The 24,162-nt window shown below is 60.2% G+C and carries 23 protein-coding genes and 1 tRNA gene; 12 read left to right on the top strand and 12 right to left on the bottom strand.

Features of this window, described 5'->3' with window-relative positions; genetic code table 11:
- Positions 1–72 precede the first annotated feature (72 nt).
- Positions 73–819, top strand: coding sequence for a 3-oxoacyl-ACP reductase family protein (locus HX866_RS23050; protein WP_177105612.1), 747 nt, complete (start codon positions 73–75; stop codon positions 817–819).
- On the opposite strand, the gene HX866_RS23045 is transcribed toward HX866_RS23050, so the two are convergent.
- On the bottom strand, positions 809–1,702 hold the full coding sequence (locus HX866_RS23045; protein WP_177094847.1) for a LysR family transcriptional regulator: 894 nt from the start codon (positions 1,700–1,702) through the stop codon (positions 809–811). The genes HX866_RS23050 and HX866_RS23045 overlap by 11 nt on opposite strands.
- 105 nt (positions 1,703–1,807) lie before the next feature.
- On the opposite strand from HX866_RS23045, the gene HX866_RS23040 reads away from it, so the two are divergent.
- Positions 1,808–3,010, top strand: coding sequence for an MFS transporter (locus tag HX866_RS23040; RefSeq protein WP_177140466.1), 1,203 nt, complete (start codon positions 1,808–1,810; stop codon positions 3,008–3,010).
- Positions 3,011–3,022: 12 nt separating this feature from the next.
- Here the strand turns inward: HX866_RS23040 and HX866_RS23035 are convergent, their stop codons facing one another.
- Positions 3,023–3,724 carry an HAD-IA family hydrolase gene (locus HX866_RS23035; protein ID WP_177140465.1) on the bottom strand — a complete coding sequence of 234 codons (702 nt, stop codon included), beginning with the start codon at positions 3,722–3,724 and terminating at the stop codon, positions 3,023–3,025.
- Between the two features lie 157 nt (positions 3,725–3,881).
- On the opposite strand from HX866_RS23035, the gene HX866_RS23030 reads away from it, so the two are divergent.
- Positions 3,882–4,181 carry a DUF6388 family protein gene (locus tag HX866_RS23030; protein ID WP_177094842.1) on the top strand — a complete coding sequence of 100 codons (300 nt, stop codon included), beginning with the start codon at positions 3,882–3,884 and terminating at the stop codon, positions 4,179–4,181.
- A 128-nt stretch (positions 4,182–4,309) separates the two neighbouring features.
- Here HX866_RS23030 and HX866_RS23025 read toward each other — a convergent pair whose 3' ends face one another.
- Positions 4,310–4,600: a DUF1652 domain-containing protein gene (locus HX866_RS23025; protein WP_177105615.1), complete on the bottom strand. Its 291-nt coding sequence runs from the start codon at positions 4,598–4,600 to the stop codon at positions 4,310–4,312.
- Between the two features lie 503 nt (positions 4,601–5,103).
- On the opposite strand from HX866_RS23025, the gene HX866_RS23020 reads away from it, so the two are divergent.
- A complete protein-coding gene (locus HX866_RS23020) occupies positions 5,104–5,598 on the top strand; it encodes a DUF1543 domain-containing protein (RefSeq protein ID WP_177094839.1) in 495 nt (164 codons plus the stop codon).
- A gap of 17 nt (positions 5,599–5,615) precedes the next feature.
- On the opposite strand, the gene HX866_RS23015 is transcribed toward HX866_RS23020, so the two are convergent.
- The gene (locus HX866_RS23015; protein WP_177105617.1) at positions 5,616–6,533 is read right to left on the bottom strand and encodes a LysR substrate-binding domain-containing protein; all 918 of its coding nucleotides are present in this window, start codon (positions 6,531–6,533) and stop codon (positions 5,616–5,618) included.
- Positions 6,534–6,648: 115 nt separating this feature from the next.
- Between HX866_RS23015 and HX866_RS23010 the strand changes: the two genes are divergently transcribed.
- Both HX866_RS23010 and HX866_RS23005 read left to right on the top strand, forming a co-directional pair.
- Entirely contained in the window at positions 6,649–7,284 is a 636-nt protein-coding gene (locus HX866_RS23010; protein ID WP_177094835.1) for a LysE family translocator, read from the top strand.
- A gap of 96 nt (positions 7,285–7,380) precedes the next feature.
- The gene (locus HX866_RS23005) at positions 7,381–8,349 is read left to right on the top strand and encodes an alpha/beta fold hydrolase (RefSeq protein WP_177140464.1); all 969 of its coding nucleotides are present in this window, start codon (positions 7,381–7,383) and stop codon (positions 8,347–8,349) included.
- Here HX866_RS23005 and HX866_RS23000 read toward each other — a convergent pair.
- Positions 8,319–9,563 (bottom strand): MFS transporter, encoded by a 1,245-nt coding sequence (locus tag HX866_RS23000; RefSeq protein ID WP_218177643.1) that lies wholly within the window; start codon positions 9,561–9,563, stop codon positions 8,319–8,321. The genes HX866_RS23005 and HX866_RS23000 overlap by 31 nt on opposite strands.
- Positions 9,564–9,988: 425 nt before the next feature.
- Between HX866_RS23000 and HX866_RS22995 the strand changes: the two genes are divergently transcribed.
- Entirely contained in the window at positions 9,989–13,954 is a 3,966-nt protein-coding gene (locus HX866_RS22995) for a response regulator (RefSeq protein ID WP_218179750.1), read from the top strand.
- Positions 13,955–13,956: 2 nt separating this feature from the next.
- A complete protein-coding gene (locus tag HX866_RS22990) occupies positions 13,957–14,898 on the top strand; it encodes a diguanylate cyclase domain-containing protein (RefSeq protein WP_177140463.1) in 942 nt (313 codons plus the stop codon).
- Between the two features lie 45 nt (positions 14,899–14,943).
- On the opposite strand, the gene HX866_RS22985 is transcribed toward HX866_RS22990, so the two are convergent.
- From HX866_RS22985 to HX866_RS22970, 4 genes are read right to left on the bottom strand one after another with little or no spacing between them, the layout of a single operon-like run.
- Complete coding sequence (locus HX866_RS22985) at positions 14,944–15,624, bottom strand: glutathione S-transferase (protein ID WP_256344981.1); 681 nt, start codon at positions 15,622–15,624, stop codon at positions 14,944–14,946.
- 18 nt (positions 15,625–15,642) lie between these two features.
- Positions 15,643–16,755 (bottom strand): alkene reductase, encoded by a 1,113-nt coding sequence (locus tag HX866_RS22980; protein ID WP_177140462.1) that lies wholly within the window; start codon positions 16,753–16,755, stop codon positions 15,643–15,645.
- A 57-nt stretch (positions 16,756–16,812) separates the two neighbouring features.
- Positions 16,813–17,559, bottom strand: coding sequence for an SDR family NAD(P)-dependent oxidoreductase (locus HX866_RS22975; RefSeq protein ID WP_177140461.1), 747 nt, complete (start codon positions 17,557–17,559; stop codon positions 16,813–16,815).
- Positions 17,560–17,612: 53 nt separating this feature from the next.
- Positions 17,613–18,458, bottom strand: coding sequence for an alpha/beta fold hydrolase (locus tag HX866_RS22970; protein ID WP_177140460.1), 846 nt, complete (start codon positions 18,456–18,458; stop codon positions 17,613–17,615).
- 150 nt (positions 18,459–18,608) lie between these two features.
- On the opposite strand from HX866_RS22970, the gene HX866_RS22965 reads away from it, so the two are divergent.
- Positions 18,609–19,505 carry a LysR family transcriptional regulator gene (locus HX866_RS22965; RefSeq protein ID WP_177094819.1) on the top strand — a complete coding sequence of 299 codons (897 nt, stop codon included), beginning with the start codon at positions 18,609–18,611 and terminating at the stop codon, positions 19,503–19,505.
- A gap of 85 nt (positions 19,506–19,590) precedes the next feature.
- On the opposite strand, the gene HX866_RS22960 is transcribed toward HX866_RS22965, so the two are convergent.
- The 3 genes from HX866_RS22960 to HX866_RS22950 form a co-directional block, all read right to left on the bottom strand.
- Positions 19,591–19,959, bottom strand: a complete 369-nt coding sequence (locus HX866_RS22960) for a hypothetical protein (RefSeq protein ID WP_177094817.1) — start codon at positions 19,957–19,959, stop codon at positions 19,591–19,593.
- Between the two features lie 10 nt (positions 19,960–19,969).
- Complete coding sequence (locus HX866_RS22955; RefSeq protein WP_177094815.1) at positions 19,970–20,599, bottom strand: DNA/RNA non-specific endonuclease; 630 nt, start codon at positions 20,597–20,599, stop codon at positions 19,970–19,972.
- A gap of 323 nt (positions 20,600–20,922) precedes the next feature.
- Positions 20,923–21,012: transfer RNA gene (locus HX866_RS22950), tRNA-Ser, on the bottom strand.
- Between the two features lie 320 nt (positions 21,013–21,332).
- On the opposite strand from HX866_RS22950, the gene HX866_RS22945 reads away from it, so the two are divergent.
- The 3 genes from HX866_RS22945 to HX866_RS22935 all read left to right on the top strand — a co-directional run bounded on the left by HX866_RS22945 (position 21,333) and on the right by HX866_RS22935 (position 24,106).
- Entirely contained in the window at positions 21,333–22,022 is a 690-nt protein-coding gene (locus tag HX866_RS22945) for a crotonase/enoyl-CoA hydratase family protein (RefSeq protein WP_177094813.1), read from the top strand.
- A 305-nt stretch (positions 22,023–22,327) separates the two neighbouring features.
- The gene (locus tag HX866_RS22940) at positions 22,328–23,065 is read left to right on the top strand and encodes a lysophospholipid acyltransferase family protein (protein ID WP_177126333.1); all 738 of its coding nucleotides are present in this window, start codon (positions 22,328–22,330) and stop codon (positions 23,063–23,065) included.
- A gap of 69 nt (positions 23,066–23,134) precedes the next feature.
- Positions 23,135–24,106: a magnesium and cobalt transport protein CorA gene (locus tag HX866_RS22935; protein WP_177126331.1), complete on the top strand. Its 972-nt coding sequence runs from the start codon at positions 23,135–23,137 to the stop codon at positions 24,104–24,106.
- Positions 24,107–24,162 lie beyond the last annotated feature (56 nt).

Genomic DNA, 24,162 nt, shown 5'->3' with positions numbered 1-24,162 from the left:
GAGGTCGATACTCGGCTCCAACAACAAGGCCCGCTCCCCTCCCTTACCCGGCCTTGAACTTTGGAGAACGACATGACCGAACATAATCTCACTGGCAAAGTAGCTTTGATCCAAGGCGGCTCGCGCGGCATCGGCGCCGCCATCGTCACCCGCCTGGCGGCCCAGGGCGCAACAGTGGCCTTCACCTACGTCAGCTCCGACGCCAAGGCCAAGGAGTTGCAGGACAGCGTTATTGCCGACGGCGGCAAAGCCCTGGCGATCAAGGCCGACAGCGCCGACGCCGACGCCATTCGCCATGCCGTCAGCAGCACCGTCGAAGCCTTTGGCCGAATCGACATCCTGGTCAATAACGCCGGTGTGCTGGCCATGGGGCCCCTCGACGAATTCAAACTGGAAGACTTCGACCGGACCCTGGCAGTGAATGTGCGCAGCGTCTTTATCGCCACCCAGGAAGCCGCCCGGCACATGGGCGAAGGCGGTCGGGTGATCAACATCGGCAGCACCAACGCCGAACGCATGCCCTTCGCCGGGGGCGCCGCGTACGCCATGAGCAAATCCGCGCTGGTGGGCCTGACCAAAGGCCTGGCACGGGACCTCGGGCCACGGGGCATCACCGTCAATAATGTGCAGCCCGGTCCAGTGGACACCGACATGAACCCGGCCAGCAGCGATTTTGCCGACAGCCTGATCGGTCTCATGGCCAGCGGCCGATATGGTCGAGTCGAAGAGATCGCCAGTTTCGTCGCGTATCTCGCCGGGCCGGAAGCCGGTTACATCACCGGGGCCAGCCTGACCATCGACGGTGGGTTCAGCGCGTAAGACGCAGCGGTTGTGCCAACGCCTGCTCCAGCAACAGCAGAAATGCTGCGGCCGCAGGCGTCGGCGTATGCGACCACACCGCATACAGATGGCGCGAAGGCGCGTCGGACACCGGCAGCGTCATCACCCCTTCAAAGGCCTCGGCGATCTTCTTCGGCACCAGGCCCAGCGCCAGTCCCCGGCGCACGAACTCCCCCACCAGCATCACATTGCCCGCCTCGAACTGCACCCGATGGCGCAAGCCCGCCGCGGCAAAGGCTTCATCGGTCTGACGGCGCCCTGCCGTACCGGCCTGGAAGTCCACCAGCGGCTGGTTTTCCAACTCCGCCAGCGGCAGGCGCTCGAAACGGGTCAGCGGATGCCCCAACGGCAACACCGCCACCAACTCTTCCTCCGCCAGCAGACGCTGCGCCAGGCCCTCAATCTTTTGCCCTGGCCACAGACCGATAAACGCCAGGTCCAGCCGCCGTTCGCGCACATCGAGCATCAGCGACTCGCTCTTGCTCATGTTCAAGTGAATATCCACTTGTGGATAAAGTCCGTGGAAACGCGCGAGCAAGCCCACCAGATCAACTTCGGTCAGGGAGGAGATCTTGCCGATGGACAAACTGCCGCGCACTTCCCCGGAAGCCGCCGCCACTTCGGCGACAATCCGCCGGGTCGCCTCCAGCGCCGGGCGGGCGCTGCGCACGAACGCCTCGCCGGCCGCGGTCAAACGCACCTTGCGCGAACTGCGTTCGAACAGCGTGGCGCCGAGATCCTCTTCCAGACGGGCGATCTGATGACTGAGGGCCGACTGCACCACATGGCAACGCTCGGCTGCGCGGGTAAAGCTGCCCTCGTCCGCCACCGCCAGGGCGTACTCGATCTGCTTGAGGTTCATCGCCTGTATCTCGTTTCAAGATGGATAGAATGAAAACAATGCATTGGCGTCATGCTAAGACATTCCAGATAATTCGCGCACCGAATTCCTATACCGAGACAGTCGATGTCCGACGCCAACGCCACACACAAACCCTTGAGTTCTGCCCTGATCCTGCTGATGTCGATCGCCACCGGCCTGGCGGTTGCCAGTAACTATTACGCCCAGCCGCTGCTGCACACCATCGCCCAGCATCTGGGCCTGAGCACCGGTACCGCCGGCACCATCGTCATCACCGCGCAACTGAGCTACGGCGCCGGGCTGTTGCTGCTGGTGCCGTTGGGGGACCTGTTCGAACAACGCCGGCTGATTTTCATCATGACCCTGCTCAGTGCCCTCGGCCTGTTGATCAGCGCGTTCTCGCCGAGCCTGCCCTGGCTGCTGTTCGGCACCGCGCTGGCCGGCCTGTTCTCGGTGGTGGCCCAGGTGCTGGTGCCGATGGCCGCCAGCCTGACCGCGCCGGAACAGCGCGGACGGGTGGTCGGCACGCTGATGAGCGGCTTGCTGCTGGGCATTCTCCTTGCGCGCACGGCGGCGGGCCTGCTCTCCGATATCGGCGACTGGCGCAGCATCTACTTGCTGGCCGCCGTGCTGATGCTTATCTGCGCGTTCGCTTTGCTCCGGGCCCTGCCGGAACACCGCCAGCATGCCGGGCTGAGCTACCCGGCGCTGATCGGTTCAGTGTTCCGCCTGTTCGTCGAAGAGCCGGTGCTGCGCCTGCGGGCCGTCCTCGGTCTGCTGACCTTCTGCCTGTTCGCGTTGTTCTGGACACCACTGGCGTTTCTGCTGGCGAGCCCGCCCTATGGCTATTCGGATGGGGTGATCGGTCTGTTCGGCCTGGCCGGTGCCGTCGGCGCCATGGCGGCAAACCTCGGCGGACGCATGGCCGATCGCGGCAAGGGTGAGTTCGCCACTACCGTGGGTCTGTTGGCGTTGCTGTTGTCGTGGCTGCCGCTGGGCTTTGCCGGGCATTCGCTGGCGGCGTTGCTGATCGGCGTGCTGGTGCTGGATTTTGCCGTGCAGTTGATTCACGTCAGCAACCAGAACGCCGTGTTCAAGGTCCGGCCGCAGGCGCGCAACCGCCTGAATGCCGGCTACATCACCTGCTATTTCATCGGCGGCGCGCTGGGTTCGCTGCTCGGCGCGCAGCTGTACGGCCCCTACGGCTGGAACGGCATCGTCAGCGCGGGCGGTTTGATTTCCGCCCTAGCGCTGGGCATCTGGGTGGTGATGCAGCGCCGCAGCGGACTGTCGGTGTCGGCCGCCTGAAAAGCCACGCCGTCAAACAGCCTCCCAATCAATCGCCGGCAACCCGACCGGCGCCAACGGGAAGTGCTTGAGCGACGACACGATCCGATCCGCATGCTGGTATTTCTCCGCCGCCATCGCCGGATCGGGTACCGCCACCGCATACATCCCCGCCGCCTTGGCCGCCGTCACGCCGAACGGCGAGTCCTCGAACACCAGGCAGTCCTCGGCCGCCACCCCCAGGCGCTTGGCCGCCAGCAGGAAAATATCCGGAGCCGGCTTGGCTTCACCCACCTCCGGATCGTCGGCGGTGACAACGGTATCGAACAGCGCAAACCATTCCCGGTGCAGGGTGGTCTTCAACTCGAACGAGCCCCGCGAAGAGCTGGTGCCCACCGCAATCGGAATCCCGTGGGCCGACAGATGCCGCACCAGCGCCTCGGCACCGGACATCGAACCGGCCTTGGGAAAACGCTCGCGCATCAGTGGCTCGCGCACCGCCAGGAACTCCTGGGGACTAATCGGCAACTCCATGGCCTCGACCACGTAACGGGCCAGGTCACCGGCGCCACGGCCGATAATATGCTGCTTGTGATCCCAGCCGAAGGTCCGGCCATAACGACCGACAATAAGCTGCGTCACTTCGGAGTAGATGCCCTCGGTGTCGAGCAGCAAACCGTCCATGTCGAAAATAACGGCCTTTACCGGGCCCAGGGTAGAGAGTGCTGCGCTCATCGCATCCGCCGTATAGAAGGTTGAAGGCCTGCTAGCGTCGCAGAGCCGGGCGATTCTTTCCATCCGAGAGTGAAGTCGCTAGCATGGCCGCTGTATTTTCCAGGCCCGTGGGCCCGCCGACGGCTTGCCGTCCGGCCATTCCAACAGAGACGCCAGCATGATCGCCAAAGAATCCCGCAACCAGGTCGCCCTCGACAAGTTCCTCGACGCCCATCCGCACCTGCGCGAAGAAACCCGCGACCTGAGCCCGAAAGAGCAGCAACAGCAATTTCAGTGGGCTTTCGAGGACGAAGCCGAAAACCTCGGGATCGAACCCTGGGAGCTGACCCTGCAACTGGTCGCCGAAACCCCCGAGGAACTCAAGGCCATGCGCCTGGAAGTCCACCGTGAAGTCGCCGAGGCCCTGGGCATGGATTGGGACGAGTACTGCTCGTTCAATGAAATAACCGAAGACTGAACCGCGTCAGCCGGGGACCCTCATCGAGCCCGTGGAAAGCCCACAGCCGCCCCTGGCACCGGGCACTATCAATCCCGGGAAAAGGCCGGCTGAAAGCCCGTTTCCAGTCCGTCAGTATTGACGGATGCCTAGACCCGTTTGGCGGGCATCTGGCCTGCCACTTGTCCCCTGCCGACGCCAATAAACAGCGCCTGCTGATTGGCCTGCAACTCGCTGCGTAACTCACCCACGAGATTGGAAATCGCCCTGGCGCTGGTCAAGCGGACCGTGGAAATCCCGGTCACCAGCAAGTCCACCCGCCCCGAATCCGAGTCGAAGACCTTCACGGTCAGTGAGCTGTCATGGCTCACCGTACATTGGCAACGAAGGGGTAAAAAACCGAGTTCAATGATGTTGCGCAGTTCAAGAATGGAAATCACTTCAATATGTCCCTATAGAGTGATGGAAAGGTAACCGCGCAAGGCAATCCGTGCGTTCTTGTCGACACCAGGAGCCTTGCGCTTCTGGCACAGGCCCTCGACAGAGGCCCTGGCGGACATCGTAACTATTTGACGCCAGTTAGTCGCCACCACCGATCGCCTTTCCTTACGTACGAAATAGATTACACCGACGCCACCATCAGACTATTTCCTACGACATCTGCAGAGTTCCTCAATTGCCCTTGTGGTGGCTCATTTCCAGCCTCCTGGCCATGTCCAGGTGCATCCGGGTTTGGCATAGCAGGTATCCTGCTGGCCTGCCCCCGCGCAGCCGGTCAATTGACAGGCAAAAAAAAGCCCGCGGGAGGGCGGGCAAGGGAAGCTTTTGAACGAGCGCAGATAATATAGACGCTGCTTGGCAAGCGTATCGTGAAACAATTTTCATGTTTGACGGGCAACAAAGACCCGGTCCGGGACCGGCGACCGACAGAAAGGGAACAGGCATGCTTTGGGTGGTCCTGCTCGGCGGAAAACATCCGCGGGCAAAAATAGAAGTACATGACGTCGCCTTTGTCCTGGCCGACAGCCTGGAAGCCAGCTACCCACAACTGCGCCAAGAGTGGTTCGGCAGCCCTGCCGGCCTGCATATCGATGCCTGGATGCGGGTCGACGGCGTGGACGGCTGGAAGGTCGAACTGAGCAACCTGGCGCCAGCGCCCGGCTCACCGCGCCTGTACTTTATCAACCTGGGCGGTTACGAAGCCCGGGCCTTTGGCGAAGCGCACCATTACCTGCTGGTGGTGGCCCGCGACAAGGCCGAGGCCAAACGCCTGGGCATGCGCCAGGTGCTGGCAAACTGGGGCCAGGCGCATACCGATGCCCTGCTGGATATCGACGACTGCCTGCCCATCGATCAGGTCGGCGGGCGTTACATCGAGCTGGTGCAGGGGCCGAATCGCGGTATCGTGCAAGGCAATGACTATATCGTCCTGACCTGAGCCGCCACTGACCCCGGTCAACGAAACTCGATGCCCGGCAGGTCCATTTCAGGCACATCGCTCACCAGGAAATCGCGAAAGGCCAGGATGCGCTCCCGACGCAGGCTGCTTTTCAGCCAGACCAGATAGTAGCCCTCTCCCGAACCGACGGCGGTCTTGAACGGCAGCCCAAGCAAGCCGCCACGGACATCCTCGAGAATCAGGTACAGGTCACCGATGGAAACACCGTGGCCACGCATCGCGGCCGAGATCCCCTGGTCCAGGGTACTGAACAATTTGCCGCGCTCCACCCGCGCCTGCCCTTCCCACCCCAGCTCTGCCAACCAGCGCCGCCAATCTCGCCGGTCGGTGGACGAGTGGATCAGCTCATGGCTTTCCAGGGTGTCGAGGCTCCACGGCTGCGCCCCCAGTAACTGGCTCGAACAGATCGGAATCAGCCACTCATCGAACAACTTGCAGCACTCGACCTGGGCGCCAAAACGCCCGTCGCCCAGCAGAATCGCACAGTCATAGGGTTCGGCGTGGAGGTCGACAGTATCGACATCCATCCACACGCTGGACAACTGCACCGACAGCTCGGGATTCACCTGCTTGAGCGTTTCCAGCGACTGCAACAACCAGCGCATGGTCAGGCTGGAAGGCGCTTTGAGCCGCAGTTGCTCGGCGTTTGCGCGAAAAGGCGAACAGGCCTCCTCGATAACCTTGAAACCGGTTTTCAAGCCCTGGGCCAAACGCTGCCCGGCTTCGGTCAATTGCAGTTTCGGGCCGTTGCGCTCGAACAGGTGACAGCCGAACAGCGCCTCCAGGTTGCGAATATGCCGACTGATGGCGCTCTGGGTCAGCGACAGCTCCTCGGCGGCGCGGGTAAACGAGCTGGAGCGGGCCGCCACCTCGAAGGCACGCAGGGCATAGAGCGGAGGGATACGTTCGGCCATCGTCGCGGCTCACTATGATTAATAATCATAGTGAGGCACAGATTTATCCATTTTTCAAACACGCACCCAAACCTCAGGCTTGGCGGATTCGATTCTCCCCTGCGGGTGCTCCTCCATGAACCTTTCGTTGCTACTGCTTTACCTGCTCAGTATTTCCCTGCTGATCGTCACACCGGGCCCGGTGGTCGCACTGCTGGTCAACACCAGCCTGGGGGCCGGCAGCGGCCGGGCGCTGCTGACGATGCTCGGGACCAACGGTGCCTCGCTGGTACTGGCACTGCTGGCGGCGCTGATCCTGAGCGGCGGTCTCTCGCTCAACCTGCAACTGGTCAATCTCGTCAGCCTGGGCGGCTGTCTGTTTATCGGTTACCTGGGGATAAAAAGCCTCCAGGAAGCCCTCTCGACGCCGATCGACGACAAGGTGCAAGCGCTGAACAGCGAACGACACAACGGCTTCGTCAACGGCTTCCTGGTGGGTATTTCCAATCCCAAGGAGATCATATTTTTCGTCTCGTTCTTCCCCCAGTTCATCCAGGTCACACCGTCATTCAGCCATAGCGTGGCGTTGCTCGCCGTGCTCTGGGCCGTGATCGACCTGTCGGTGATGACCTTCTACATCCTGCTGGCCCGCCAGGAATTCGCCATCCGGCACAAGGCCAGGATCACCTTCGCTTCCGGGATCCTGCTGCTGATGATGGCGATATTCGGGGTGCTGTATGCCGCCAGGGCGATACTCGCGAGCCTGAATTGAACCGCGTGTTTTAGTCATGATTCGGTCAATGAATGATGATTAGCGGCACGCCGCCGTTCTGCTAGGGTCTTTTACCTGAGTCAGGGAGTGCGGCGGATGAACGAATCGGAACAACATCTATTGTCGGTCAATGGGATCGAACTGAGCGTGCACGTGACAGGCCCGCTCGACGGCAGGCCGGTGTGGCTGCTCCACGGTTTCCCGGAATGCTGGCATTCCTGGCGTCAACAGGTGCCGGCGCTGGTGCAGGCGGGTTATCGGGTGTTTGTCCCGGAGATGCGCGGCTATGGGCGCAGCAGTGCGCCCGCCGATGTGAACGCGTACGACCTGCTGACCCTCTGCGCCGATATCCAGGCGGGCATGGATGCGTTCGGTCACACCCAGGCCTGCATCGTCGGCCACGACTGGGGCGCGCCGGTGGCCTGGCACCTGGCGTTACTGGAGCCGCAGCGGGTCAAGGCGCTGGTCACCTTGTCGGTGCCCTTCGGCGGAAGACCCAAGCGTCCGGCGACCGAGTTGATGCGCGAGCACTATGCCGATCGTTTCAACTACATCCTCTATTTCCAGCAGCCCGGAGTAGCCGAGCAGGAGCTGGACGCGGATATCGACCGGACCTTGCGGGCGTTTATGGGCGATACCGAGGTGTTTCTGCAAACCAAGCCGGTCGATGCACGCTTGTTTGACGGCGTGGACGTGGCCATGCAATTACCCGACTGGTGCGCGTCCGAGGATTACCAAGCCTACCGGCAGACCTTTGCCGGCAAGGGCTTTCGCGGCGCGCTGAACTGGTATCGCAACTTCGAACGCAACTGGCAGCGCACGGAGTTTCTGGTCGGTGCGCAGGTCCAGCAACCGACGTTGTTCCTGATTGGCGATAGAGACCCGGTAGGTGCCCTGGAAGCCCACACGATCAAACGCATGCCGGGGCTGGTGCCGCAACTCGAACAACGCTTGATCGAGGATTGCGGGCACTGGATACAGAGCGAGAAAGCCGAGGCCGTGAATGCGGCGATGCTCGAGTTTCTCGGGCGGGTTTATGCCGTGGGGACCGGGACCGCGACCTGAGGCAACTGACGGCTGGCAATCAGAATGAACAACACTGACAACAGCGCACAGAGCGCGCCCAGCAGAATCGAAACCGCGTAGCCCTGATAAAGATCGAACAACAGTCCGGCGATGCTCCCGCCGAGCAGCGCCGCGACCCCGACTGAAATGTACAGGGCGCCCAGGATAGCCCCCAGGTTCGCTGTGCCGAACCAGTTGGCCGCTACCGCTGGATACAGGGAGATGCAGCCACCATTGGCCACACCGAAACACAGGGCGAACAGCGCCAGCGTGATAAAGGTATGGGCACCGAGCCACAGCAGATTGAGCAGCACCAGGGCGAAGGTCAAAACCATCAATAAGCGACGCGCACCGATCCGGTCACCGATGCTGCCCAGGAACAACCGGCCGCCGACATTGCCGACGCCGATCAGCCCGATCAGCAAGTTGGCTTGGGTGGCGGAAATACCAAATTGGCGCGCGTAGGGATTGATGTGTACCAGCGCAAGAAACAGCCCGACCGAACCAAAGAAAATCGCCCCGAAGTACCACCAGAATCGCCTCGTACCCGCGGCTTCGGCCAGGCGCATGCCGCTGGCTGCCGCAGGATGTTCACTGCCCGAAACCAAGGAGTCGAGCCCCTCCGCAAACAGGCCCGGCGCCTGCGGAGGGTTCCTGACCAGCGACGTCACCAGCAAGCCCACCACCAGAATGGCCACGGCGAAGATCTGCAGGGTCGACTCCCAGGAAAAATGCTCCATCAGCAGACCTGCCGCCGACGGTCCGACAAAGGTCCCGACCCCGGTACCCGCCAGCGCGATGCCCGACGCCTGGCTGCGATTTTTGACGAACCAGCGCTGCACCGCTGTCACCATCGGTACATACACCAGGCCCACACCCAACCCGACCAGCACACAGAAACACACCAGGAACAATGACAAGGAGCCTGCCGCCAGGCTGCTGAGGAAAAATCCCAACGCCAGTAAAACAATGCCAACGCTGACCACGACCCGGGCCGAAATACGATCAGCCAGGGAGCCGGAGAAAACCCCGACGGTGTAATAGATGAAGGCCGTCAATGAAAACACCGACGCCACGGAAAAGCGCCCGACCTCATAGTAGGACTGGATCTGCGAGAAAAACGCGCCGAAGGAGTAGGCCGCGCCAAAGATAAGGGCAAGCAACACATGCGCCGCGAACACGACGTACCATCCTGGGAATATGTTGGTTTTCATCACAGCCAGCTCTCGGACCCTGTTTGCCGTTGGGGGGCAGCACCCGCTTCAGCTTCATCCAGGGTTGCTGCATAATCTTGTATATACATGAGTATGCAACTTTATGGCCAACCCTCAAACAAACACCTATTAGCCAAACAAGTCATTGAATTAAATAAAAAAATAAAAGCCATCGAGTTTTTTGGCTGAATGACTCAGGCGTTTTTTTGCAACACCGCGATACGTTCCGTAACAGCCCATTGGGGGGACATGTCCCGCCGCAGGCCATTGAAGAAGTATTGGCCCCCACCAGAATCAAGTACCTGCCGGAACTCAGGCAGCAGCGTCCGAATAACTGCAATGCCTCTCAAAGGACAAGTTGCTGCCCTACCCGCTTTAATACAGACTGCCTTATCAATAGTGATCCACTTCCCAGGAAGGCAAACGTGGCCTATCGGATTTCGCTTACATCCCGAATGACGCTGCTCATCTTCATCATGTGCGTCGTGCTCGTTGGCTCCGATATCTGGCGCAGTTTTACCGCTCGCACGGTGCAACTGGGCGAAATGACGACAGCCACCGATAACCTGGCGCGGGCAATGGCGCAACACGCCGACGACACGATCAAGGAAGCCGATCTTGTGCTGAGCGGGGTTGTCGAACGTGTCGAACACGATGGCACCAGCCCGGCCGCGCTGGAACGATTGCGCCAGGCGTTCAGTTTGCGACTCGGCGAGCTCGCGCAACTCGATGGTCTTTATTTGTTCGACCGCGACGGCACATTGATCACCCGGGCATTACCCGGGGCTGTGCCCAGCTATAACAACTCTGATCGTGAATACTTCATCTTTCATCGCGACCATCCTGACCGAGGCTTGCATGTATCAGTACCGTTACGTAGTCGGTCGACGGGGAAGTGGGTTATTCCTGTGTCACGACGCATTAACAATGCAGACGGCAGCTTTGCCGGTGTCGCCTCCGCGACTATCGATATTGATTTCTTCCTGAAATTTTATAATGGCCTCGGCATCGGCAAAGAAGGGGCTGTTGTCCTGGCTTATAACTCGGGGGTCATGGCGGGGCGGCGGCCATATGAAGAACGCTTCGTCGGCGCAGACATTTTAAATACCCGACTTTTCCATGAGCACACCCTGCAGGGCGCGTCCGGTACATTCTCCACCGTATCGGCTCAGGACGGTGTGCTTCGTCTCAACAGCTTCCGAAGCCTGCATGACTATCCACTGTTCGTTGCGGCAGCGCTCTCGCGAGATGAAAACCTGGCCGAGTGGTGGTCGGATACGCTGTGGCATGCCGCAGGTATTGGCTTGCTGGTGTGCGTACTGGTGATTTTCGGTCTGCGCCTGACACGCCAGGTCGCCCTGCAAAGCAAGACGGAAAAGGAACTGGCGCAGAGCCTGGAAACCACGCGGGCTATCCTGGAGACAGCGCCCAACCCGATTATCACGATCGATGGCAAAGGCAAAGTGCGCTCGCTCAACCGTGCCGGCCAGCGGGCATTCGGCTACGACACACAAGAGATACTCGGGCGCAATGTCAGGACGCTGGTGCCAGAGTCCCACCTTGAGGCGTACAACGATTACAACACACAGTTCGCCCGGGACGACGCCACTGAGACCGGCAGTAGCGCCGAGTTGGCGGGGTTGCGCAAGGACGGCTCGACCTTCGCGATCCACGTTTCCACCAGTTCGATGAAGGGCACGGGCGAACGCTGCTTCGTCAGCGTCATGACCGATATCACCGAACAGAAGAAACATCGCAGCGACCTTGCCGCGACCCGTGACCATCTCTTGTTGGCCGCCGACATCGCTGAACTCGGCATCTGGTCGTGGAACCTTTGCGACGGCACGTTGCATTGGAATGAGCGCATGTTCGAGATCTATGGCTACTCGCAGGGGCTGCTCGACCATGACCTGAACTTCGAGCACTGGCGTTCGCGCTTGCATGCCGATGACCTGGACAGGGTCATAACGGCACTCGACGCTGCGATCGCCGGTGGCGAAAAGCAGCTGCCATCGTTCCGGGTCGTACATCCCGATGGGCAGATACGCCAGATAGAAACACGCGTGCGTGTCGAACATGATGCCAACGGCACACCGGTCCTGATGACCGGGATCAATCATGACGTGACCGCCCAGCATGAAATGGAAGTGAGCCTGCGCCACGCCAAGGAACAGGCTGACGCAGCGAGTGCGGCCAAATCATCCTTCCTGGCGAACATGAGCCATGAGATCCGAACGCCCATGAACGCGGTGCTGGGAATGCTGCACCTGGTGCAGTTCACACCGCTGAACCTGCGTCAGCGTGACTACGTGAGCAAGGCCCAGACAGCCGCCCAATCGTTGCTGGGGCTGCTCAATGACATTCTCGACTATTCAAAGATCGAGGCGGGCAAACTCCAACTGGATCCGCATCCATTCGACTTCGAACCGCTGATGCAGGACCTGGGTGTGGTATTGGCCGGCAACCAGGGCCAGAAGGACATCGAAGTGTTGTTCGATATCGATCCTGACCTGCCCAGCGGCCTGATTGGCGACAGCCTGCGCTTGCAGCAGGTCTTGATCAATCTCGCCGGCAACGCCCTCAAGTTCACCTTGAAAGGACAGGTCATCGTCAGCCTTGAGCTTCTGGAACGCCAGAATTCGGCGGTGCAGGTTCGAATCTCCGTCACCGACAGCGGCATCGGCATGAACGCCGAGCAGATCGAGCATATCTTTGAAGGCTTCAACCAGGCCGAAGCCTCGACCTCGCGTCGCTTCGGCGGCTCGGGTCTTGGCCTGGTCATCTGCAAGCGCCTGGTCAAATTGATGGGCGGTGACCTGCAAGTGCAAAGCCGTCCGGATGTGGGTAGCCGGTTCTGGTTCGATGTCTGGCTGAAGGTGGACAAAAATGCCGCGTCAGGGGCCGGTGCCCTGCTCGCCCACCAGCCGATGCGGGTGCTGGTGGTCGATGACAACCCGGTTGCCGCCGAGCTGCTGATGCGCACGGTGGCCGCCCTGGAATGGCACGCCGACCACGTCTCCTCGGGTGTCGATGCCGTAAGCCGGATAAGCGCAGCCCTGCATGAGGGAGAGCACTATGACGTGGTCCTGATGGATTGGCGCATGCCGGATCTGAACGGCATGAGCGCGGCCAAGTTGATTCGCGAGCTGAAAGGACGGATACCGCCCCCCGTGGTGGTCATGATCACCGCCTACGGGCGCGAAATACTCGCCGAGAGCCATGACCGGGGCGATGCGCCTTTCGCCGGGTTCATCACCAAGCCCGTGACGCCCCGGCAACTGACCGAGGTTATTTTACGGGCGTTGCGAGGCCTCGATACGCCGACTGAATCGCCAGCGTTTGAGCACAAGCCTTCAAAACGCCTGGCGGGGCTCAACTTCCTGGTGGTGGAAGACAATGCCTTGAACCGTCAGGTCATCGAGGAACTGCTGAAATCGGAAGGCGCGTCGGTTCAATTGGCCGAAGGCGGTTTTGAGGGGGTCAGTTGCGTGACCGCAGGGAACAAAACCTTCGATGCCGTGCTGATGGATGTGCAGATGCCTGACATCGATGGCTACGAAGCAACCCGGAGAATTCGAGCCAACCCGCGCTTTACCACGCTGCCCATCATTGCAATTACCGCCAATGCGTCTTCTGCCGATCGGCAAGCCTGTTTGCAGGCGGGGATGAACGGCCATGTCGGCAAGCCGATCGATATCGAGCATCTCGTTTCGGTGTTGCGGGCACAACTCGATGGCAAAGAGCCCCCTGCCCTGGCACCGGCCCCGATCGCAGATCATCCGGTCATGGAACCCGGCGAACTCATTGAAACGCGTGCTTCAATCCTCGAGCGGCTGGACGGAAACCTGAACTTGATCCGCAATGTCCTGAAAATCTTTGGGACCGACACGGAAAAACAACTCGCGAACCTCGACGCGCAAATAGCACAGAACAACCGGGCGGGCGCTGCCAGTGTCTTGCATGCCATCAAAGGCAGTGCCGGCACCATCGGTGCCCTCGCGCTTTCAAGAAGAGCCGGCCAGCTTGAGCAGACGCTGAGCGCCGATGCGGCATCGACAAACATCGATCCCCTGGTCAATGGGTGCAGCGCTGAACTGCGGCAATTGATGCAGGCCTGCCTGGAACAATTGACGCTGGCGTTCGCCGAGCCAGCGGGTCCGATTGAATCCGCGGCGCAGACCTTGCCTTTGACTGAATGGCGACTGCATTTGAACGAAATATTAGCCCTGTTGAATGCTTCGAACCTGCAAGCCATTGCGGCAGCGGAAGCACTCTTGCCCCAAACGCCAGCGGAACGACTGGTCCGCTTCAATCCGTTTATCAAACAGGTCAGAGCATTGGATTTCACCGCTGCGGCACTGAGTGCATATGAAATGCTGGAGCAAGCTTAATCATGGAGCGAATACTCGAAGATTGGCTGCTTCACACAAACCGACGCCCCAAAATTCTGATTGCGGACGATCAGCCCACGAATATCCGGGTGCTGTACGACCTGTTTTCCGAACAGTGCGACATTTTCATGGCCATCAACGGCGAGCAGACGCTCAAGATATGCCGGGCCGAATTGCCGGACCTGATCCTGCTCGACGTCGTGATGGAAGATATCGATGGTCACGAGGTGTGCCGCCGACTCAAGGCCGATCCCCTGACGAGCACGATACCGATCATCTTCATTACCGCGCAGAACCAGGCGGCGGATGAGGTCATTGCCCTGGGGCTCGGGGCGGTCGACTTTATTGTAAAACCCATCAACTCGGTGATCGTCCGCGCCCGGGTCCGAACGCACCTGACCTTGAAGTTGCAGGGTGATCTGTTGCGGGCGAACGCGCTGCTGGATGGCCTGACGGGTGTGGGCAATCGGCGCAAGTTCGACGACGACTTGCTCACCAACTGGCGTCAGAGCCTGCGAGACAAGGTGCCCATGTCCCTTATCCTGCTGGATATCGATTACTTCAAGCGTTACAACGACCGCTATGGCCATCAGAGTGGGGACAGTTGCCTGAAGCGGGTTGCGAAAACGATTTCCGAGTCCCTCAGACGCCCCCATGACAAGGTGGCGAGGTATGGCGGTGAGGAGTTCGCCTGCATTTTGCCAAAAACGAAACTTGAAGACGCCCTCAGGATAGCCGAGACCATGCTGGGGCGTATCCGAGCACTGGAGATCGAACACCTCGACTCGGAAGTTGATCGCGTGGTGACGACGTCCCTGGGGGTCGCGACGCTGCTGCCCACCTTGGGTAATGGTCCGGAGACACTGCTGGCGGCTGCGGATGTACAGCTTTATGAGGCAAAGCGTGCCGGACGGGCGCGGGTTTGTGCGGCCAGGGAGGAGTGAGGCGCTGACGACACCCGGCCGCCCCTCACTCCTCACCCGGCAGACTCAAGCCGACATGCTTGGCCGGGCAGAGACTTTGTCGTACCAGGTTTGTAGCGCGGTTTGGTCCTCGGCTATAGCCATCTTCAAGGCGCCTTTGGCAAAATCCAGCGTCGCCATCGCAGTGATATCGGCGGCACTGAAGTGCGCACCCGCCACAAACGGCACGGTGTTTAAACGCTGGTTCAAATCAACGTAGAAGTTGATCACACGCAACTTGCTGCGCTCGGCGAGCTCAGGGATTTGCGCGTAGCCATGTGGACCGGCCAGCGCCCGCCCGATAAGGCCAGGCACGGCGTTGCGCACTGCTTCCATGACGGCGGCGAAGCCCTCGAGTTCGACGCGACGCTCCCACATGGCGACCAGGGCTTTCTCCGTGGGTGTGCTGCCCAGCAGCGGCGTCTCAGGATGGATCTCTTCCAGATACCGCCAGATCGCAGGGACTTCGGCGATCGAGACGCCGCTATCAAGCACAAGGGTTGGCACCATGCTGCGTGGGTTGATGGCTTTGTAGGCCTCGGAAAACTGCTCTTTGCTGCCAAGATCAACCGGCACCAGCGGAACATTCAGGCCTTTTTCGGCGATGAAAATCCGCACCCGGCGCGAGTTGGGCGAGCCGCCAGCGTGATAAAGAGTCGAAGTCATGATGTATTCCTCAGTTTCAAATGCGGTTGATGGGCGCGACATGGCGCAGCAGATCGATGCTCAGTTGGGTTGCAGTTCTTTGGCGCACGAAAAGTCGATGTAGGCTTTTTCATCGCCGCCCCAGAACGCGTCACGCACATACGGCGTCAGGCCAATGCCATGGCGAAAGCGTTCAGGCAGATCCGGATTGGAGGTGAACCAGCGACCGAATGCGATGGCATCGGCGTCACCTTTGCGCACCGTGTCATTTGCTCCTTCGCGGTCGAACCCACCGGCGGCGATGATCGGCCCACGGAACACTTTACGAAGCGTGGCGGCGGCAACCGGTTGCTGCGACACGCTCAAGTTTTCATCGGTGCCGTTGACCCGCGGTTCGATGATGTGCAGATACGCCAACTCGAAGTCGTTCAGGCGCTCAGCCAGATAACCGAATGTCGCCCCCGGGTTGCTGTCGGAAATGCTGCCCCACTCACCGCTCGGCGATATGCGGATACCGACGCGACCCGCTCCCCAGACCGAAATCATCGCTTCGAGTACTTCGAGGGTGAACCGCACGCGGTTTTCCAGCGAACCACCATAGGCATCGGTACGTCTATTGGTCCCGTCCTGAAGGAAGGTGTCCGCCAGGTAGCCATTGGCATTGTGCAGTTCAACACCATCAAACCCGGCGTCCAGGGCACGCTTGGCGGCAAGTCTGAAGGACTCCACCAATAGCGGAATTTCTTCGATTTCCAGCGCCCGATGCGGTGAATTGGCAACCCAGCCATCGTGCGTCAGTACTTGCGTTTCAAACGGCACCACGGAGGGTGCGATGGGGGATTGCCCTTCACTGAGATCGATATGCGACTGGCGACCATCGTGGGCGATTTGCATGACGATCCTGCCGCCCTTTGCATGCACCGCTTCAGTCACTTTTCGCCAGGCGTCCACATGGACGCTGGTGTAGATGCCAGGAGCGCCCAGGTAGCCGCGACTGTCCAGGGATGGGTGAGCACTCTCGGTGATCAACAAGCCCCCAGCCGAAGCACGCTGACGGTAGTACTCGACCATCATCGCGCTTGGGCTGTCATCAGCCTCGGCGCGCAGGCGTGTGGTGGGTGCGTGTATGACCCGGTGGCTCAGGCGGATAGCACCGAGGTCCAGCGGTTTGAACAATTCAGAAACAATAGTCATGAGTATCTCCAACGCCCGGCGACAAGGCACCGGGCGATTCAAGGGCAGGCGTCGGGCTCAGAGTTTCGAGCCGCCATCGACGCGCAGGGTGTCGCCGCTGATCCAGCGCGCGTCGTCCGAAGCCAGAAAGGCCACGGCACCCGCGATATCATCCGGTTGCGCGACGCGTTTCAGGGCCTGCATCGACAAGGTAAAGTCGCGACCGGCATCTGTTCTGGCGAAGCTCGACATGTCGGTCTCGACCACGCCCGGCGCCACCGCGTTGACCCGAATGCCACGAGGCCCGAGCGCTGCCGCGAAATGCGTGACCAGGGTGTCGACCGCGCCTTTGGTCGATGCGTAAGCCGACAGCTCACCCACCGCTGCACGTGCGGCCAGGGACGACAGCAGGACAATGCTGCTGCCCTCGCACATCACCGGCAACAGTTGCTGGACCACAAAGAACGGCGCTCGCACGTTCACTGCAAACAGCCGGTCGAAGTCCTCAACGGTGGTGTCTTCAATGCTCGCGGCATTGGCGACACCTGCGTTGGCGACCAGGATGTCCAGCCGCGCACCCACGATCTCGATGACGCTCCGCGCCAGTTTGTGCGGGCCATCGGCTGCGGAAAGATCCGCACCAACGGCTTGCGCCCGCCCGCCTCCTGCACGAATTTCTTCAACTACCGCCAGGGCTTCAGCGAGGCCGCTGCTGTAATGCACCAGCACCTGGGCGCCACCCTTGGCCAAAGCCAGGGCAGTGGCGCGACCGATACCACGGGATGCGCCGGTGACCAGCGCGGTTTTTCCAGTCAATGTGCTCATGATCTGTTCCTCGAATGGATAACTGAAATGTCAGGGATGGATAAGGCGGTGAATCACTGCTCGGAAAGAAAAGTGCAGACGTGACCGACGAAATGCTCGGGGTACTGGTACTGCGACCCGTGGTTGGCGTCCGGGTACAAAATCAGTTGGGCGTTGGGGATGTGCTGCTGCAAGTGCCAGGAGTTGATCGAGTAAATGATCACGTCGTTGTCACCGTTGATGACCAGGGTCGGTTGCTGCACAGCAGCCAGGTATTCAAACGGTTGCTCTTGTGGTGTTCCCCACTTGGCCAACGCGGCCAATTGAGCAGGAGCAACGTTTTCGTTGGCCTCTGGATCACGCCCTTCGCTGCGCAGACGGAAGCGTTCAAGGAAGGCACGGCCGGCGGATTGGCTGGCGTCAGACGCGGTGAAGAACACGCCCAGCCAGAGCTCATCCGGGTTTGCATAGGTGGCGCTGAAAACCTCGACGGCTTCCGGCGTCAGCGATGCCATGCCCTCGCCGCTGCGTGGGCCGGTGCCCACCAGCACCAGGCGGCGCACCAGCGTGGGTTCGGCAATCGCAAGGGTTTGCGCCACCAGTCCACCGAGGGAGAAACCCAGCACGTCTACCTTTGGCAGGCCCAGTGCCTTGATGAAATGCGCTGCGTTGGCAGCCATTTCCTCGATCGAAGTCGGTACCTCACCGGAGGTGCTGGAGATCCCGGCGTTGTTGAACAGAATCACTTCACGCTGTTGAGCCAGGCCATCGGTGACCAGCGGGTCCCAGTGGTCCATGGTGCCGGTGAAATGCATGTTCAGCACCACCGGTACGGTTTGCGCCTTGCCGAAACGGCGGTAGGCGAAGCGGATTCCGTTCGCGTCGATGTATTGAGTCGGAGCAGTCTGATGGGTATGCATTTAAGGCCTCGTTCGCTTGAGTCCGCAACCCTGTTTGGTTGCCGTTGAAGCTAATCTAGGCCGAGCTTGCGGGCATGAAAAAGACTTTGTAAGCTTCGCCCCATGCCTAAAAAGCATGGAAGGCTTTTTTCACCCCATCGGGAATCGAACATGGAACTGCGCCACCTGCGTTACTTCATTGCCGTCGCCGAGGAAGGCAGCCTGACCGTGGCGGCGCAGAAACGGCTGTTTACCTCGCAGCCGTCGCTGAGCCGGCAGATCAAGGATCTGGAGGACGAGGTGGGAGCGTCGCTGATGTCGCGCAGTGCGCGGGGTATCGAACTGACTGAAGCCGGCAAGGCGTTTCTTGAACACGCGCGGTTGGCGCTGAACCAGGTGCAGGCCGGGATCGAGGCAGCGCGCCGGGTGGCGCATCCGAGCAAGCCGACCTTTGCGGTTGGCTTTCTTACCGGCCAGGAAGTGGACTGGCTACCGGATACCACCCGCCTGCTACGCGACCAGCTGCCCAACATGGAAATGACCGTGTCCAGCCAGTATTCGCCAGACCTGGCCGACGCCCTGATGCGCGGCAAGCTCGACATCGCCTTCCTGCGCCAGGAGCACAACACCCCCGAGTTGGAATACATCAAAATCACCAGCGAGCCTTTTGTGGTGATCATGCCCAGCGATCACCGACTGGCGGCGGGCGCGGATGTCGATGTGCAGGAACTGGCCAACGAAGTGTTTATCGGTGCTTCAGACATTGCCTATCCCATGCGGCTGGCAATCGAAAACTACCTGAGCGCCAACGGCCTCGACCTACAACCCAGCCATCGCATCCATAACCTGACCATGGCCATGTCACTGATTGCCTCCACCCGTGGCGTGGCCTTGCTGCCGGCGTATGCAGAAAACTTCCTGCCGTGGTCAGTGACCAGCCGCCCGTTGCGCGGCCAGCCACCGATGCTGGATTTGATGATTGGCTATCACAAAGACAACACGTCGCCCTTGCTCAAGCTGTTTTTGTCGCGGCTTGATGAGTTGATCAAACGCACTGAAGTCGGTTGAGGCTGCGAGTGATCTGTGAGGCCTGGGCTCAAAATCCAGACCGTTTCACAATTAATCCGCACCCTCTCATTCCGGGACCGAACAACTAGCTCTGCATCGGCAAGCTGGTCTGGCCGGCCTGCTGTTGCAGTACACGCAGCGGCGAACCGATCTCGCAACTCCAGCCGTTGAGCGATTCGGGAATCTTTTTCAGAAAGCGCTTTTTGATCGATAACAAGACAACCGTTTTGTTAGCGCTGTCGTGCCATGCACGTACCGTGCTGGAAGTCAGCGTCAGGCTTTCGGTCGGGCGTCGGGCGATCGGGGGCGCAGTCGGTGTACCGACCGGGCGCGGCCGCGAGGTCAGCAATTGACCGACCTGGTTGGGCGCACAGGCGGCCATCAGTACCAACTCGTCTTCCGGTTGAGCCAGGCGTATCGCGTCTTCGCTACTGGGTATCACAGCTAATTTCATGGAACCTCGCTCAAGTGGCCCAGCAATTGTTCTTGATGTGGGTGAGGCTACCTTCATGAAACTTGTAGCCACCGTTCTGGACAGTCACCGGTCCGCAGTAGGCCGAGTTGAACCCTGTCGGGGTCATGGCGTTCACCGGTATCGGGTAGGTCTTCGCGCCGTTGCCGTCGGTGGAGAAGAACTCGATGGTCAGCGATTCGGGGCAGGGCAGCGGACAATAAGGGTTGGACATTGCCCCTGAGGCTGCGCCGCCGGGCGCGGCAGGTGCCACATAGTACTTGGTCGTGTCGTAGTTGGCCGTCACCAGGTAGGTAAACTTGCTGCCGGAATGACCCTTCACGTAGTCGTAGACCAGCTTTTCATACTCGTACATAAACGGATGGTTCGAGCCTTCGGTGAGGGTCACCAGGTTATTCGGATCGGTACCGCTGCCCCCTAACTGATTACCGATCAGATGACCGCGCTGATGATGGTTCGGGCACCCGCCGGTCACAAAACCTGGCGGTCTGATGCTGGCGCTGGGACCTGAACCGCCGCTCATGTTGGTGGAGTCCAATATGGCCTGTGCGGTGGATGGGACGGTCGTGGAGACACCGCCGATGAGAACCGTGGTCGAGGTATAAGTTGGCGTGATTGGCATGTTATCGATTGTTCCGCTATGAGCCTGCTTATTGCATCAGCACCTGTATTACCGGCTTGCTGCTGGCAGAATGCCCCAACACGCTAGTTCAAGGGCTCGAACAACGCAAACAACACGCCAATGCTGGCCGCCACCCTCTGTATCATGGCGGGTTGCATTCAGATCCGAGTCAGAGTGAAGCCTGTCCAGGCCGACAAAACAGACCTCAACGCACCAGTCCCATGACGGTCCCATGACGGTCCCATGGGGACATTTTGGGGACGCCAAAAACCAAAAACCCCCGACTTTCTCTAGGAAAATCAGGGGTTTTTGTTTGCAGAATGTGGCGGTGAAGGAGAGATTCGAACTCTCGATACAGTTTCCTGTATACACACTTTCCAGGCGTGCTCCTTAAGCCACTCGGACACTTCACCGTATCTCTTCAAACTCATTCAGTCTGTCGAGGCGCGCTAATGTAGTCGAAAGCTTTTCCGATGGCAAAGGTTTTTTTCAGAATTTTCATGTGGTTAAGTCAATCGACTGCACTCCCCCACCTCCCCGGCCCGTGGATCAGGGCAAAACCGCCAATCTCCGACCCGGCGCGCAGCGCTCTATTCTCTCCACAGCAGCCCCGCAACACGCCGTCAGCCCGGCGGTTAGGCGGAAAAGGCTGACTCACCAGTCAGTCACGGCGCTTTACCTGACCCCGGCGGCTGGGTAACGTCTGCCTCACTTCTATATAAGGAATTGCGTCATGAGTGAATTGATCTCTTACCACCTCGACGACGGTATCGCGACCCTGACCTTGAGCAATGGCAAGGTCAATGCCATTTCCCCGGACGTGATTACCGCGTTCAACGCCGCGCTGGACCAGGCCACCGCCGACCGCGCCATCGTGATCATCACCGGCCAGCCAGGCATTCTCTCCGGCGGCTACGACTTGAAGGTCATGACCGCCGGTCCCAAGGAAGCCGTGAGCCTGGTAACCGCCGGCTCCACCCTCGCCCGTCGCCTTTTGGCACATCCCTTCCCGGTTATCGTCGCCTGCCCGGGGCATGCGGTGGCCAAAGGCGCCTTCCTGCTGCTCTCGGCCGATTACCGTATCGGCGTCGAGGGACCGTTCAGCATCGGCCTGAATGAAGTGCAGATCGGTATGACCATGCACCACGCCGGGATCGAGCTGGCCCGGGATCGCCTCGGCAACTCGGCGTTCCAGCGCTCGGTGATCAATGGCGAGATGTTCAACCCGCAGGACGCCGTGGGCGCGGGGTTCCTCGACAAGGTGGTGGCTGCCGATGCCTTGCAAGACACCGCACTGGCCGCCGCCCATGCGCTGAAGAAGATCAATATGAACGCCCACAAGAACACCAAGTTGAAAGTGCGCAAGGCACTGCTGGAAACCCTGGATAACGCGATCATTCTTGATCAGGCACATATGGGTTAAAGCCCTGCCGGTCAGTTAAGCGAATACGAACCCTTGTAGGAGCAGTCGGTCAATGCCCGATTGCTTGCGATGGATTTGAGAGCGCCGCATTTACCCTGCAAACGCGCGTTATCGTTAACGTCCATCGCGAGCAAGCTCGCTCCTACAAGGGTCTTGTCGGACGCGCAACCGCTCTAATCCGCACCTGCCGCCATCAAGCGGAAACATACGCTAAAACATCACCATCTCCCGGCTACAGACGGCAATTGCCGAAAACAGTGCACATCCGTACACTGCGCCACTTTTTGTCCGGGCGGGTTCTGTAGATGCTGTTTCTGCTACGTATGTTATTGATGGCGCTGCATTTTGTGCTGGCCGGTGTGCTCGGCGTATTGCTCGGGCTGTGTCGTCCGTTCAATCCGGACAACAGCCGCCTCTGTGCCCGCCTTTATGCGCTGCCGGCGATGTGCATCCTGCGCCTGCGGGTCAAGGCCGAGGTCGGCGCGTTGATGAACAAGCCGCAAAGCTGCGTGATCGTCGCCAATCATCAGTCCAACTACGACCTGTTCGTCTTCGGCAATGTGGTCCCCCGCCGTACTGTGTGCATCGGCAAGAAAAGCCTGAAGTGGGTGCCGCTGTTCGGCCAGTTGTTCTGGCTGGCCGGCAATGTGCTGATCGATCGCGGCAACACCCACAAGGCCCGGCGCTCCATGCTGACCACCACCGAAACCTTGCAGCACAAGGACACCTCGATCTGGGTCTTCCCGGAAGGCACGCGCAATCTGGGCGAAGACCTGCTGCCGTTCAAGAAAGGCGCCTTTCAGATGGCCATCGCCGCCGGTGTACCGATCGTGCCGGTGTGTGTCAGCAGCTACATCAAGCACATGCGCCTGAACCGCTGGCGCAGCGGCAAGATCCTGATCCGCTCGCTGCCGGCGATTCCTACCGCCGGACTGACCCTGGACGACATGCCCCTGCTGATCGCCGAATGCCGCGAGCAGATGCGCGCCTGCATCGAGGCCATGGATCAACAACTTTTCCCCGAACTCCCACGGGTTTGCTGACTCTGATCAGGCAGGGCAGGATAAGCTGCACCGCGCCCCTCCCTCCAAAAAGAAGAAGTGATCAGCACTATGGGTAGAGTTGTTGCCTCGGCGGTTTACAGCGCCGGCAGGAAAGTCCGGGATATCACCCTCGATGAAGGCAGTGCCTGGGCGGCCAAACCGGACCATTTTGTCTGGATCGGTCTGGAAGAGCCCAACGCTGCGGAACTGGCCAGCCTGCAAAAGCAGTTCAATCTCCACGAACTGGCCATTGAAGACGCCCTGGAAAAACACAGCCGACCCAAGCTGGAAAGCTTCGGCGATGCGTTGTTTATCGTCACCTATTCGCCGATCCGCAACGAAGGCAAGCTGGAGTTCATCGAAACCCACATCTTTGCCGGCAATGGCTACATCATCACCTGCCGTAACGGCCACTCGAAATCCTACGCCCACGTCAGGCAGCGCTGCGAAGCGCGACCACTGCTGCTGGAGCACGGTGAGGACTTTGTGCTGTATGCCCTGCTGGACTTCGTCACCGAGAGCTATCAGCCCGTCACCGAAGCCATCCATGCCGAAATCGACGAGCTGGAAAAGAATGTGCTCACCAGCTCGCTGAACGAGGGCGATATCCAGCGCATCCACTACCTGCGTCGCGATGTGCTGCGCCTGCGCCGCTACGTGGCGCCGATGGTGGAGATCAGTGAGGAAGTGTCGCGCCTGGACTTCCCGTTCATCGACAAGAACATGCGCCCGTATTTCCGCGATGTGCAGATCCATGTCACCCGGCAGATGGAAGACCTGGCGACGCTGCGCGATATCGCCAGCCAGACCATCGAGATCGGTGTGCTGCTGGAGGCCGCGCGCCAGAGCGTGGTGCAGCGCAAGTTCGCCGCCTGGGCGGCGATCCTGGCGTTTCCGACGGCGGTGGCCGGGATCTACGGGATGAACTTCCAGAACATGCCGGAGCTGAGCTGGCACTACGGTTATTTCACCGTATTGGGCTTTATTGCCGTGGGCTGCACAGGGTTGTGGGCCAGTTTCAAGCGATCCGGCTGGCTGTAAAGAGCACCGCCAGGCTCAAGGGCCTCATCGCGAGCAAGCTCGCTCCTACAGGGGGC

The sequence above is a fragment of the Pseudomonas gingeri genome, from assembly GCF_013386165.1.
GTDB classification, from domain to species: domain Bacteria; phylum Pseudomonadota; class Gammaproteobacteria; order Pseudomonadales; family Pseudomonadaceae; genus Aquipseudomonas; species Aquipseudomonas gingeri_C.
The sequence above is the reverse complement of the archived record's forward strand: the minus strand, read 5'-3'. Positions and strand labels throughout refer to the sequence as shown.